This window comes from Streptomyces sp. 840.1 (assembly GCF_003751445.1).
Lineage (GTDB): Bacteria > Actinomycetota > Actinomycetes > Streptomycetales > Streptomycetaceae > Streptomyces.
On sequence record NZ_RJUU01000001.1, the window covers coordinates 1,672,928 to 1,685,706 of the forward strand.

General features: G+C 72.2%; 8 protein-coding genes. All 8 read right to left on the reverse strand.

Annotation, left to right across the window (positions count from 1 at the left end; all coding sequences use genetic code 11):
- Nucleotides 1-4 precede the first annotated feature (4 nt).
- Complete coding sequence (locus EDD93_RS07775; protein WP_123524456.1) at nucleotides 5-1,039, reverse strand: 3-oxoacyl-ACP synthase III family protein; 1,035 nt, start codon at nucleotides 1,037-1,039, stop codon at nucleotides 5-7.
- Nucleotides 1,036-4,104, reverse strand: coding sequence for a type I polyketide synthase (locus EDD93_RS07780; RefSeq protein ID WP_123524457.1), 3,069 nt, complete (start codon nucleotides 4,102-4,104; stop codon nucleotides 1,036-1,038). Before EDD93_RS07780 ends, EDD93_RS07775 begins: the two co-directional genes overlap by 4 nt.
- On the reverse strand, nucleotides 4,104-4,382 hold the full coding sequence (locus EDD93_RS07785; RefSeq protein ID WP_123524458.1) for an acyl carrier protein: 279 nt from the start codon (nucleotides 4,380-4,382) through the stop codon (nucleotides 4,104-4,106). The genes EDD93_RS07780 and EDD93_RS07785 overlap by 1 nt, the downstream gene beginning before the upstream one ends.
- Before the next feature lie 57 nt (nucleotides 4,383-4,439).
- On the reverse strand, nucleotides 4,440-6,224 hold the full coding sequence (locus EDD93_RS07790; protein ID WP_123524459.1) for an acyl-CoA dehydrogenase family protein: 1,785 nt from the start codon (nucleotides 6,222-6,224) through the stop codon (nucleotides 4,440-4,442).
- Between the two features lie 11 nt (nucleotides 6,225-6,235).
- Nucleotides 6,236-8,014 (reverse strand): acyl-CoA dehydrogenase family protein, encoded by a 1,779-nt coding sequence (locus tag EDD93_RS07795; RefSeq protein WP_123524460.1) that lies wholly within the window; start codon nucleotides 8,012-8,014, stop codon nucleotides 6,236-6,238.
- A 1-nt stretch (nucleotide 8,015) separates the two neighbouring features.
- The gene (locus EDD93_RS07800) at nucleotides 8,016-9,806 is read right to left on the reverse strand and encodes a fatty acyl-AMP ligase (protein ID WP_123524461.1); all 1,791 of its coding nucleotides are present in this window, start codon (nucleotides 9,804-9,806) and stop codon (nucleotides 8,016-8,018) included.
- Between the two features lie 201 nt (nucleotides 9,807-10,007).
- Nucleotides 10,008-11,939, reverse strand: coding sequence for an HAD family hydrolase (locus EDD93_RS07805; RefSeq protein ID WP_123524462.1), 1,932 nt, complete (start codon nucleotides 11,937-11,939; stop codon nucleotides 10,008-10,010).
- Nucleotides 11,936-12,664 carry a hemerythrin domain-containing protein gene (locus EDD93_RS07810; protein WP_123524463.1) on the reverse strand — a complete coding sequence of 243 codons (729 nt, stop codon included), beginning with the start codon at nucleotides 12,662-12,664 and terminating at the stop codon, nucleotides 11,936-11,938. The genes EDD93_RS07805 and EDD93_RS07810 overlap by 4 nt, the downstream gene beginning before the upstream one ends.
- Nucleotides 12,665-12,779 lie beyond the last annotated feature (115 nt).

A 12,779-nucleotide genomic window follows, 5' to 3' on the forward strand; every position in this document is an offset into this window, starting at 1 on the left:
AGGGTCATATCTTCTCCAGGGCGAATCCGGCCTTGATCCATTTGCTGGACTCGATGGCCACGGCGAGTGCCTTCTCCCCCGCCGACATCTGTGTCAGAAGCTTCTCGATCTGGAGGAAGGGCAGTGCGTTGCCGTTGTTGCCGGTGTCGGCGACGCAGGAGATCTCCAGTGCCGTCGGCACATCGAGCTGCTCGGTGATCTTCCGGGTCATCCGGCCGGACAGCTGGGGCGGCAGGAGGTAGTCCAGCTGGTCAGCGTCCCAGTCGAGTTCGCCGAGCAGCTCCCAGAGGATCTCCACGGCCATCACCGGGACGTGCTCCTCGATGGCCTTGTAGTCCTCGGTGACCGCCTGCCGGTCCTCGTGCCGGTCGGCGAGCCCGAACCATTCGATGACCTGGCCCGGCTTGCGGCCGAGGCCGGTGAAGCGGTTGAGGACCTGGCGCACCGCGACGGCCTTGCCGCGCGGCTCCGCGCTGACGACCGCGGCACCCGCGCCGTCCCCGAACAGGACGAAGTTCACCAGGTCGCTCGGTGCCGCTCCGGTCAGGTCGCGGTGGACGTCGAGATGCTTGCTGCACACGTCGCCGCCGATGACCAGACCGGTGCGGTACTGGCCGGAGGCGATCATCGTCTGCGCCAGGCCGAGCGCCTGGACGGCGCCCGCGCAGCCCGACTGGAGCTGGAAGGTGGGCACCTGGTCCAGGCCCAGCTGGTCGGCGATGTTGTTGACGGTGGCGGGCATCAGGCTGTCGGGGGTGGCGGTCCCGAGAACGATGAAGTCGATCTCGCCCGGGTCGGTGTCCGCGCCTGCCAGGGCGCGTTCGCAGGCCTGGGCGCACAGGTCCGCCAGCGTCCAGCGCACCTCCCCGGTGCCCAGGTCGCGGGCGAAGTGGCGGGTCCTGGTGCCGATGAACACCTCGATCCATTCCTCGTTGACACCGAGCACCTTGGCGAGCTGGGCGTTGTCCACCGGCTCACCGGGCAGTGCGGTGCCGACGGACACGATGTGGGTCGTCGGGGTGCGGTTCTGCTCGGTCATGCGGTCCTCTCCTCAATGCCGGCGCCGGCGGCGGAGGCGTCACGTGCGCACAGGTAGTTCACGAGGTCGCCGACCGAGGAGAGAACGGGCAGCAGGTCCTGCACCGTGAGCGGGCCGATGCCGGTCAGCCGTTCCTCGATGCGGTTCTTGAGCTCCATGACCATCACGGAGTCGAAGCCGAGTTCCTCGTAGAGCCGCAGATGCGGGGCGAGTTCGCTGGTCTCGTACCCTCCGACCTGCCCGATCGCCTCCAGCACGGCCTCGGCCACGGGGTCCGCGGCGGCCGGCCGGTTCAGCACGAGTACGGGGGTGGCCGCCCGGCTCCCGCCGGATGCGCCCCCGTCCGCTCCGGACTCCGGAGCGGCGTTCGCCGCCGGGCCGTACGGGAAGTCCTCGCGCGGGGTCTGCGCGGACCGGACCGGGCCGCGGGTCCAGTAGCGGTGCTCGTCGCTGAACGCGTACAGGGGCAGTCGCTGCGGGGTGCGCTCCGCCTCGGTGTAGGCGGCGTCCCAGTCCGGGTCGGCGCCGCCCCGGTAGAGGTCGGACAGTGCCTGCGCCAGGTCCCGGCCGCCGGACTCCGCGTTCCGCACGGGCAGGACGAAGGCCGGGCGCGGCCCCGACCTGGGCGGGCCGATCTTGCGTGCCATGGAGGTGAGGACCGGCGAGGGGCCTAGCTCGACCGCCTGGCCGGGGCCGTCGTCCAGCAGCTGGGAGGCGGCGTCCTCGAACAGCACCGGCTGCCTGATGTGCGCGGTCCAGTAGGCGGCGTCCATCGCCTCGCCGTCCAGCCTGCGGCCGTACACGGTCGAGTACACGGGCAGTTCGGGTATCCCGCCGCCGACCTCTTCGGCGACCTTGGCGAACCGTTCCACCATCGGGTCCATCAGGTAGGAGTGGAAGGCGTGCGAGACCTTGAGCATCCGGGTGCGGAAGCGGTCCCGGCCGAGGTCCTTCTCGACCCGGCGCAGCGCCGCCATCTCTCCCGAGAGCACCACGGCCTGGGGGCCGTTGACGACCGCGATGCCGACCTGGTCCTCACCCGCCAGCCGGTCGGCGAGCACCTCGCGACCGGCCAGCACGGCCAGCATGCCGCCGCCGTCGGGGAGTTCCTGCATCAGGGCGCCCCTGGCGGCTATCAGCCGGGCCGCGCCCTCCAGCGGGAACACCCCGCCCAGGCAGGCGGCCGCGTACTCGCCGACGCTGTGGCCGAGCAGCAGACCGGGCTGCACACCGAGCTCCTGGAGGGTGCGCCCGAGGGCGTACCCGACCGCGAACAGCGCGGGCTGCGCCCAGGCCGTACGGTGCACCGCCTCGTCCCCGGCCAGGATCAGATCGCGTACCGACCCCTGGGTGTGCGGCCGGAGCGCGGCATCCGCCTCGTCGAGGAACCTCCGGTAGAGCGGCGAGTCCTGGTAGAGCCGCGCGGTCATCCTCGGGTACTGCGAGCCCTGGCCGGTGAACAGGAACGCGGTGCGCGGCCGGGCGGTGGGCGCCCCGGTGAACCGGGCCAGCCGGTCCGGGTCGGCGGCGGCCTCCCGCAGCCCGCGCACCAGCTCACCGGTGTCGGCGGCGGGCATCGCGAACCGGTAGCGGTGACCGGACTTGACCCGGTTGCCGCTCCAGCTGAGCGCTCCGACCGGCAGCCGCCGGCGGGAGAGCTCGTCGGCCTGGCGCACCAGGTTGCGGCGCAGCGCGTCCGGTGTGGGCGCGGTCAGCGTGAAGACGGCGCAGCCGATGCCGGTCCCCGTATCTCCGCCGGAGCCGTTGGCGCCGGCGGAGCGGGGGCGGACCGCGTGCGCGGGTGCGGACTCCAGCACGGCGTGCGCGTTGGTGCCGCCCATCCCGAAGCTGCTGAGACCGGCCAGCGACGGTGTGTTCGCCAGCTTCAGCGGCGCCTTGAGCAGCCGCAGCCCGTGCTCGCGGAGCTTGAGCTGCTGGTTCTCCTTGACCGCGAACCGGCTGGGCGGCACGGTGCGGTGGTGCAGGGCGAGCGCCACCTTGATGAGTCCGGCGATACCGGCGGCGCCCTCGGTGTGACCGAGGTTGCCCTTGACCGAGCCGAGCGCCATGGGCTTGCCGGTGCGTCCGGCGTGGTGGTGGCCGAGCGCCTTGACCTCCATCATGTCGCCGAGCGCCGTGCCGGTGCCGTGGCCTTCGGTGAAGACCATGTCGGCCGCCTCGACACCGGCCCGCTCGTAGGCGTGCTCCAGCACCTCCTGCTGGGCCCAGCGGTTGGGGGCGGTGAGACCGTTGCTGCGGCCGTCCTGGTTGACGGCCGTGCCCCGGATCACCGCGTACACCTGCTGGCCGTCGGCCAGGGCGTCCTCCAGCCTGCGCAACACGACGGTGCCGACGCCCTCGCCCCGGCCGATGCCGTTGGCCTCGGAGCTGAACGGCTTGCACCGGCCGTCGGGCGCGGACAGTCCGGCCTGGGTGTAGAAGATCGACAGGGCGGGTGTGAGGGCGACGTTGACGCCGCCCGCGATCGCGTGGTCGCACTCCCCCGCGAGCAGCGCGTTGGCCGCCAGGTGCACGGCCACCAGCGAGGAGGAGCAGGCCGTGTCGACGGCGAGGCTCGGCCCCTTGAGGTCCAGGTGGTACGAGATCCGGTTGGCGGTCATGCAGTAGCCGTTGCCGGACCCCACCTGGGCGGTGACCCGGGCGTAGTCGGTCAGGTGCAGCTGCGCCCATTCGTTGCCCATGATGCCGACGAAGACACCGGTGCGGGTGCCCGCCAGCTTCTGCGGCGGCAGTCCCGCGTCCTCGACGGCCCGCCAGGCGCACTGGAGCAGCAGCCGCTGCTGGGGGTCCATGGCGGCCGCCTCGCGCGGCGAGATGGTGAAGAACTCGTTGTCGAACGCGTCCGGGTCCTCGATGAACCCGCCCTCGGTGGTGTTGGAGTGGCCCTCGGCCGCGGTGGGCGAGTGGAACTCGGCGGCGTCCCAGCGCTGCCCGGGGACCTGTCCGACCCCGTCCCCGGACCGCATGAGGAGGTCCCAGTAGGCGCCGGCATCGGGCGCCCCCGGGAACCGGCAGTCGATACCGACTATGGCGATCTGGCCCATCAGGCAGTCCTCACCCCGTCGGCGAATGTCTCCATCAGGTGTCCGGCGAGCGCGGCGACCGTCGGGTAGTCCCAGGCGACGGTCGGCTCCAGTACGAGGTCGAAGTCCTCCTCGATGTCACCGCACAGGCTGAGTGCGGCGACCGAGTCGAGACCGTACTCGGCGAGCGGCACGGCCGGGTCGATCTCGCCCGGCTGCCGCTTCAGGTACAGGGCGATGCGCTCGGCCAGCCACGTGGTCAGCTCTTCCGTGGTGTGTCCAGTGGTCGGAACGGGCATGGTGCACTCCTCGGCGAAATTCGGACGGTCCGGCGGTTGCCGGCCGAGCTCCGGCCGTCAGCCGGCCAGTGGGGTGTTGTACAGGTCGTAACTGCGGTTCTCGCGGAAGCGGCGGAGCACCTCCTCGTGCACCCGGCGGTCGCAGGATTCCGGCAGGTCGGGCTGGGGACGGCCGAGCCGGTGGCCGAGCCGGTCCAGGGCGGCGGCCGCCCAGGAGGGGTCGGCGAGGAACGGGTCGTCTCCGTCGCGGGCCTGCTGCCAGACGCCTATGACCGAGGCGGCTGCCAGCAGCACGGTGTAGCGGTCCGCCAGCGCGAAGCTGCTCGGGCTCGCCAGGGCCGTGCGGTCCTGGGGTTCGAGGCCCCGGCTCTGCTCCTGGAGCTGCCGCAGCTCGTCCATCATCCGGAGCGCCGAGCCGTGTACGGCCCGCTCCTCGGGCGTGCTGCTGGGCAGTTCGTCCACCGCGGCGACGAGTGAGGCGCTGAGCGAGTCGCGCCCGCTGGCCAGCGTCAGCCGGTCGAACGGGATCTCCGGCAGTTCCTCGCGGAGCCGGAAGAGGGAGGGCGGGGCCGGGTCGCCGGCGAACCAGGCGCGCCTGGCCAGCCTGGACAGCTGCGGAATGATGGTGGCCTGGCAGGCGGCGGAGCCCGCGTGACCGAGGCTGAGCACCGGCAGGTCGCGGACGTGCTTCTGGAAGATCCCGAACTCGCCGTCACGGACGTAGAAGCGGGCACCGAGCACGATCGAGAGGTCGTACATGGCGTCCGTGAGCATCTTCGGGACCAGGTACTTGACGGCCGCCGCGTACACGCTGGTCTCCTCCGGCAGCACGTGGACGGCGCGGGTGGCGGCGAGCGAGAGGCTGTCGCAGATCAGCAGGTCCAGGAAGGCGCTGGACAGGGTGGCCTTGGCGTGCGGGATGTCCATGACCGAGCGCCGGTACAGCTGCCTGCCGAGCGCGAACCTGACGACGGTCCGCAGATTGGTGTCGGTCGCCCCGAGCGCCATGCCGGGGACGGCGCTGCGGGTGATCTGGAAGGCGCGGAGGGCGAGTTCGACGCCCTTCCCCTCCTCCCCGACGAGTGCGGAGGCGGGCACCTGGCAGTCGTCGAAGTCGAGGCCGGACAGGTGGCAGCCGCGCACCCCCACCGCGTCGTAGCGCGGCAGGACCCGGTAGCGGTCCTCGTCGAGGCCGTCGCGCTCGGCGAACAGCACCGAGTGGCTGCGGCTGCCCGGCGCCGGGTCGGTCCGGCTGAACAGGACCCACGCCGCCGCCCGGTCCGCGTTGTTGATGACCTGCTTGGCGCCGCCCAGCAGGTAGCCGCCGGGCACCGGGCGGGCCCGGAACTCGTTGCGTACGAAGTCGTTGCCGTGGGCGAGCTCGTGGTACGCGACGGACACCTTGCCGCCGTCGAGCAGCAGCCGGGCGAGCCGGGCGCGCTGTTCGTCGTTGCCCGAGGCCCAGACGTTGACGCCGGCCATGAAGGAGGTGACCCCGTAGCCCAGCCCGAGGGCGATGTCCCGGCGGAACACCTGGCGCATCACGCGCACCAGCGTGTCGATCCGCTCCAGTCGTCCGCCGTGGGCCCGGGGCACGAAGTCGGCGTTGAGCACCAGTTCGTCGAGTGCCCGCTCACCCGTCTCCGACAGTTCTCCGGCCTCGTCGGCTTCCAGGAGCCGGGCGTGGGAGACCTCGCCCCGCTCGTCGTCCGGGTCACCGAGCCGCCGTTCCAGCTCGGCGACGCGTGCGACCACCCTGGCTTCCTGGCCGGCCGTGTGGGCTGCGCCCGGGGCGTCGAAGGACACTCCGTTCGCTTCCGAGGCCGAAGTACCGATCAGCATGGCGTCCTCTCTCAACTCGTGCCGGCAGTTGCGCCGGTGCTTTCCAGCGGGAGCGGTTCCGGCAGCCGCTGGGGCAGCAGCGAGAACAGCTCTCCGGTCCGGCGGCCGGCCCGCAGATGCGCCAGCAGCCCTTCGTACGCCTCGGCGTCCCCGCTGCCCGGCTCTCCGAGCCGTTCGAGGATCCGGCCGAGCGCGGCACGCAGCCACAGTCCGTCCTGCCACAGCGCGGCGGTGCCGCCGCCGCCGGCCGCCGCGCCCGAGCTGTGCAGCCACAGGCCGAGGCAGGCCGCCCCCGCGTAGCAGAGCGTGTAGCGGCGGGCCAGGTCGAAGACCTCCGGCTCCACCTCACCGGCCGGGCTCTGCCGGCTCTCCATCTCGGCGTGCACCCGGCGCTCCACGGCGACGAGCCGCTCGGCGGACTCGACCGCCCCGCGGAGCGCCGGGTTCTCCCCGGCCCGCCGGCTCAGCTCGGCGACGGAGGCGTCGAGGCCCGCCAGTACGCCGCTGCCGTGGCGGGCGACCAGCGAGAGCCGGGCCGGGTCCAGCGCCGGGACCGGCGCCGACAGGTCGTAGGCCGCCACCGCTCCCGCGCTGTCGCCGGTACCGCGCCGTCTGCCGCGCACCAGCGAACGGAACTGGTTGATAAGGGAGTTGAGGTTGACCAGCGTGTTGCCGTCGAAGAGTCCGACGATCCGGTGGTCGCGCTCGATCTTCTGGAACATCCCGCCCGCGTACACGCCCTTGAGGAACGCGCGGGCGCCGAGCACCCGGGTCAGGGCGGCGAGCACGGCCTCGGTGCCGCTGGGCAGCAGGTACTTGGTCACGGCCGCGGTGACACTGAGCTCGTCCGTCTGGGTGTGCACGGCGCGGGCCGCGAACACGGCGAGCGCCTCGTGCAGCAGCACGTCGGCCGCCGCGGTGCTCAGCACCGACCTGGCCTGCGGGAGGTCGATCAGGTGCCGGCCGTAGAGCTCGCGCTCCTCGGCGAAGTCCACGGCGATCCGCAGCCCGTGGTCGGCGGCGCCCAGGGAGAGCGAGGCGCACATGGTGCGGGTGAGCTGCAGGGCCTTGAGCACCGTCTCCAGGCCGCCGCCCTCGGTGCCGACCAGGTCCTCCCGGTCCACCCGGGCGCCGTCGAAGGCGATCCCGGAGATGTCGGCCCCCCGGATGCCGTGCGTGCGGACCTTGGGCAGGTGGCGGTAGCTCCCGGGGCCGAGCTTCCGCTTGTCGACCAGCAGAACGCTGAAGCCGCGCGGCCCGCCCGCCGGGTCGGTGCGGGTGAGCAGGGAGAACACGCTGCCCCGGGTGGCGTTGTTGATCAGCCACTTCTCGCCGCTGACCAGCCACCCGTCCGCCTCGACCGCACCCGTCACCTCACCGGCCAGCAGATCGCTGCCGTGGGCCCGTTCGGTGAGCCCGAGCGAGACGGGCACACCGGCCCGGATGTCCGCGCCGAGCCGCCGCGCCTGTTCCGGCGTACCGGACACCCATACGCACACCCCGCCGAGGTAGGTCTTGCCATGGCCGACGGCCACCGTCAGATCCCGCCGGGCGACCGTGCGCATGAGCTGCAGGACCTGTTCGTAACTGCGCAGCCGTCCGCCGTGCTCGACCGGCACGTAGTAGTCGGTGAGCCCCCACTCCTCCAGCTGTCGGCAGATGTCGGCGGGGAACTCCTCCTTCTCGTCCAGCTCCACGCAGCGCGTGTGGGAGAACGGGCGGGCGGGGTCGCCCGGGTCGCCGAGGAAGCGGTCGAGCTCCTCGGCGACCCGGTAGGCCGGTTGCTCCATGTCAGACCGCCGCTTCCAGTGGGCGGTCGGTGGCGTCGGCGACGGCCTCCCGGACCGCGGGCTCCAGCACCTCGTACAGCGGGGTGAGCGCGCCCTGCAGGAAGAGCTTGCGCATCAGGGTGCGCTGGATCTTGCCGCTGGTGGTCTTGCGGATGGTGCCGGGGCGTACCAGCACCACGTTGCCGGCGGAGACGTTGAACTCCTTGCCGATCAGGCTCTGGGCGCCGGTGGCGACCGCCCGCAGATCGGTGCTGACGGCGCTGGCCCTGACCTCCTGGACGATGATCAGGTGCTCCCGGTCGGTCTCGACCGAGAACACCGCGCCCGAACCGAAGCCGAGTGAGCCGTCGCTGGACTGGACGGCGCGTTCGACGTCCTGCGGGTAGAGGTTGCGGCCGGCGAAGATGACGATCTCCTTGAGCCGGCCGGTGACGTACAGCTGGCCGTCCTCCAGGGCTCCGAGGTCGCCGGTGCGCAGCCAGCCGCCGTCGTCGCGGTTTCCTTCGGCGTCGGTGATGTGCGCGTCGAAGATCTCCTCGTTGGTCAGCGGGCGCTTCCAGTACCCGCTCGCGACGCTGTCGCCCTTGACCCAGATCTCGCCGACGCCGCCCTGCGGCTGCTCCAGGAAGGTCTCCGGGTCGACGATCCGCACCTCGAAGTCCTCGGCGTGCACCACGCCGCTGCTGACCAGGGTCCGGGAGGGTCCGCCCTCCGCCGGGACACCGAGCCGGCCCTGTTCCAGGGCGGCCGGGTCGACGGCACGGTTCACCGGGCTGAGTCCGAGCGGGGTGCCCGACACGAGCAGGGTGGTCTCCGCCATGCCGTAGCAGGGGAAGAAGGACTCGGCCCGGAAGCCCGTCGGGGCGAAGCGCTCGGTGAAGGCCCGCACCGTCTCGCGCCGGATCGGCTCCGCCCCGTTGGCGGCGGCCGTCCAGCGGGACAGGTCCAGGGTCCCCAGTTGCTCGTCGGTGACGCGCCGCACGCACAGGTCGAAGGCGAAGTTGGGTCCGCCGCCGATCGTCACGCCGTAGTCGTCGATCATCTTCAGCCAGCGGTAGGGCCGCCGGAGGAAGGACGTCGGGGACATCAGGGCCGCCGAACCGCCGATGTAGAGCGGGTGCAGGATGTGCCCGATGAGCCCCATGTCGTGGTAGAAGGGCAGCCAGCCACCGAAGCGGGACTCGCTGGTGGTGCCGGCCGAGCGCTGGATCGCCGCCTCGTTGGCCAGCAGGTTGCCGTGCGAGACCATGACGCCCTTGGGGTCGCTGGTCGAGCCGGATGTGTACTGCAGGAACGCCAGGTCCTGCGGGTTCAGCGACGGCTGGACGTAGGCACCCGCGTCGCCGAGCGTCGTGTCGTCGGTGGCCAGGCACAGGACGTCGTTCATGCCCTCTGCGGCCAGCCAGGCGGATATCTCCGGGGCCTGGGCGGAGTCGGTGAGCACCACCCGCACCTCGGCGTCCCGCAGGATGCCGGAGACCCGGGCGAAGTGCTGGCCCTGCTCGGTGGGGAGCGTGGCGGGCACGGCGACGGCGCCCGCGTACAGGCACGCGGTGAACGCCTTGATGAAGTCGGTGCCCGAGGGGTAGAGAAGCAGCACCTGCCGGCCCGCGGCCCGGTTCTCCTGGAGCAGCGAGGCTATCCGGCGCGCTTCCCGGTCGAGCCCGGCGTACGTCAGGTGTTCCGGGGCCGAACCCCCGGTGTCGTCCCGCAGGAAGATGAAGGCGTCCTCGGCGCCGAGCGCGGCGGTACGCGTCAGGACGAGTTCCGTAAAGGTTCGGAAGCTTGTCAACGTCTTTCCCTGGCCTCTCCGAGATCCGTCGGCACTGAGCCGGCGAAGGGTGTTCGGACAGGTCCGATCGTGGGTGCGCGCGCTAAGGCATCGCTTGTGCCACCTGGGAAGTCGCCCCCTGCCGGGAGCACGCGCAAGCCTGCCGTCCGCCCCGGGGGATGGGCGGACGGCAGGCGGTCGGTGGGGCGCTCGGCGGGCCCGTCAGCCGGTACCGGACCCGAACGCGGCGTCGAGGGTCACATGGCCGGGAACCTGCGGGAGGACGTCGAGCGCGTGGCGGAAGACGAGGTGGCCGTCGGCGCTCTCGGACGTGGTGCCGAAGCCGAGCGACGGGAGGAAGTCGCGCACCTTGAGGTTCTTCGCCGTCGGCAGGTAGGCGCCGTGCACCGCGGGCGCCCCGGTGTCCCTGGCGTGCGCCAGCAGGGCGGCGAGCGCGGCCTGTTCGATGCCCCGGGCGAAGACCCGGCAGCTGAGGAGGACGTTGTCGATGTGCAGGCCGTCCGGTTCGCGGTGCGCGAACAGGGCCCCCACGACGCCGTTGTCCCCGAAGCGGTCGCGGGCGCGGACGGCGAGCACGAGGTGGTCCGGGGAGTCGAGCCGTTCCTGGACGTCGGCCTTCTGCAGCCGTTGGGTGGTCAGGTTGAACTGATTGGTGCGCAGGGTGATCTGGGCGATCCGGGCGAGCTCGTGGGGCCGTACCGGCGAGAGCTCGACGCGCACGTCCAGTTCCCGCAGGTAGTCGGTCATCGATCCGGCGCTGTCCAGGAGGTCCCGGCGTCCGGCGTCCGCCCGGTACTGACCGGCCCGGTCCCGGTCGGCGTCGGTCAGCTCGCGCGTGTCGAACCAGCCGTCGGCGAGCAGCCGGCCGATGTGCAGGGCGGGCTCCTCGTCGAGGCGGACCACGGCGGTGTCGGGCAGGTTCGCGGCGACGAGCCCGCACTCGAAGGGTGAGTCGTCCGCGAAGACCAGGCTGTCCACGCCCAGGTTGAGCCGCTCCGCGATGGCGCGGATATTGCCGTCCTTGGGCTGCCAGTTGGCGCTGATCGCCACGAAGTCGTCCTCGCGCAGCCGCATGTCCGGGTGGTCACGCAGTACGTCGATGACGGCGTCCTGGTCGTTCTTGCTGCAGACGGCGAGGAGCACCCCCTGGGAGCCGATCTGCTTGACGACCTGCTGGAACGCGCCGAACGCCGCGCCTCGGTAGGTCGTCGCCGCCGCGATGCCGCCGGGGCCGTCGTCGCCCAGGATGCCGTCCCACAGGGTGTTGTCCAGGTCGACGACCAGCACCTTCTTGGTCCGGCCGCGCAGGGCACGGGCCAGGTGGCCGATCTCGCGGGCGTAGCGGGCCAGCAGCTCCGCACCGAGATGCACCCCGGCGTAGGCGGCGAGCCGGCTGTCGCGCACCGGTCCGGACTCCGCGATCAGCGGATCGAGGTCGACCACGTGCACGCGCGGGTGCTCCAGCGCCAGGCGCAGCAGACCCGCGTTGAACTCACGCCACTTCAGGGACAGTTCGCTGCGCGAACGGTGGTCGACCAGCTGCCGGGTGTGCGCGGTCAGCAGCGGCAGGGTGTTGAGCACCAGCACCCCGGAGCCGTGGCTCACGTACTGCTCGACGAGTCCGCCGATGAGGCGGAGCTTCGCGTCCAGGGCCTCGGACACATCGCCCGGCGTCCAGGGGGAGGGCAGTTCGTCGAAGACGATCTGCGCGTCGAGCAGGCACAGCGCGAGGTCGGTGTCCGGCGCGTACAGCGGGCTCCCGGTGTCGCGCAGATCGCGCAGCCAGGCGTCGTGCTCCCCCGGTACCAGCCGCAGCGGCATACCGTGCCGGGCGAGCTCCGCGGCCAGCGGGGCGCCGAGCGCGTCCAGGGTGCCGTGGCCGGTCACGGCGGCGGTCAACGGCACCGCACCTGGGTGGAGTTCGCGGATCGCCTCGGGTGCCGTCCTGGCCAGCAGCCCGCCGGCCCTGGCCAGCCCCTTCCAGCCGTCGTCCGTCTGCGCGATCTCGGCGAGCAGCCCCGGGACCCGGGGGTACTCCGCCGCGATCCGGCCCTCGTCGTGCAGAGCGCGCAGCCGGGCCGACGCGTCGGCCCGGGTGGTCTCCGTGGGCGTCGGCGCTGTGGGTGCTGTCACGGCTTCGTCCTCCTCGCTGTCGCTCCGGCGCGGCCGGCCGGCCGCGTCCCGTGAAGCCCGGCCCTCGCGCGTCGGTGCAGCCCCTTGCCCGCGACGCGCCACAGCAGCCGCACGGGACCGGGCAGCCGGCCGAGGAACTCGTCGTAGTGCTCGGGACCCGCGGCGACGGCCATGGCACCGAGCATGTAGATCCGCTTGTCCTTGGGCACGGCGTCCCGGCCGCGCTCGCTCAGCCGTCCCCACTCCTCGGCGGTGAACCGGCCGGGCACCAGCGGAAGGATGTGCTGCTCCTCGTCCGCGAGGTGTTCGTCCAGGGCCGGCAGGAGTTCGGCGCACGCGCGGGCGAGTACGTCGCGCAGGACGGGGTCCGCCGTGTCCCGCCAGCGGGGCAGGACTTCGGCCACCTGCCCGAGGGACCGGGCGATCCGTTCGTGCTGCCGCTCCATCCGTAGCAGCAGCGCGGGTTCGACCTCCGGGTCCCCTTCCAGTCGGGGCCAGACCAGCTCGTCCTCGGCAAGGTGGTGTTCCTCCAGCATCGTGTCGAGTGCTTCGAGGTGGGCCGCCACGATCCTGCTGCGCCCGGTGTCCTCGGCGTCGACCGCCCCCACCAGGGCGGCCGCGGTCCGGTACTCCTGTTGGAACAGCCGGTGCACGACCACCATCTCGCCGGTGTCCGGCTCGCTCGACCGCCGCTTGGCCGCCATTTCCCTCACCCTGGCCTTCATGATCGGTCCGTTGCCCCGGAGTCTGGCCGGGGCCTCTTAAGGGGGACTTGTGCCGTGTGGTCCAGCGGATCCACGGGGACTCCCCCGGCACGGGGCCGCCGTGCGGCGGCGCGGG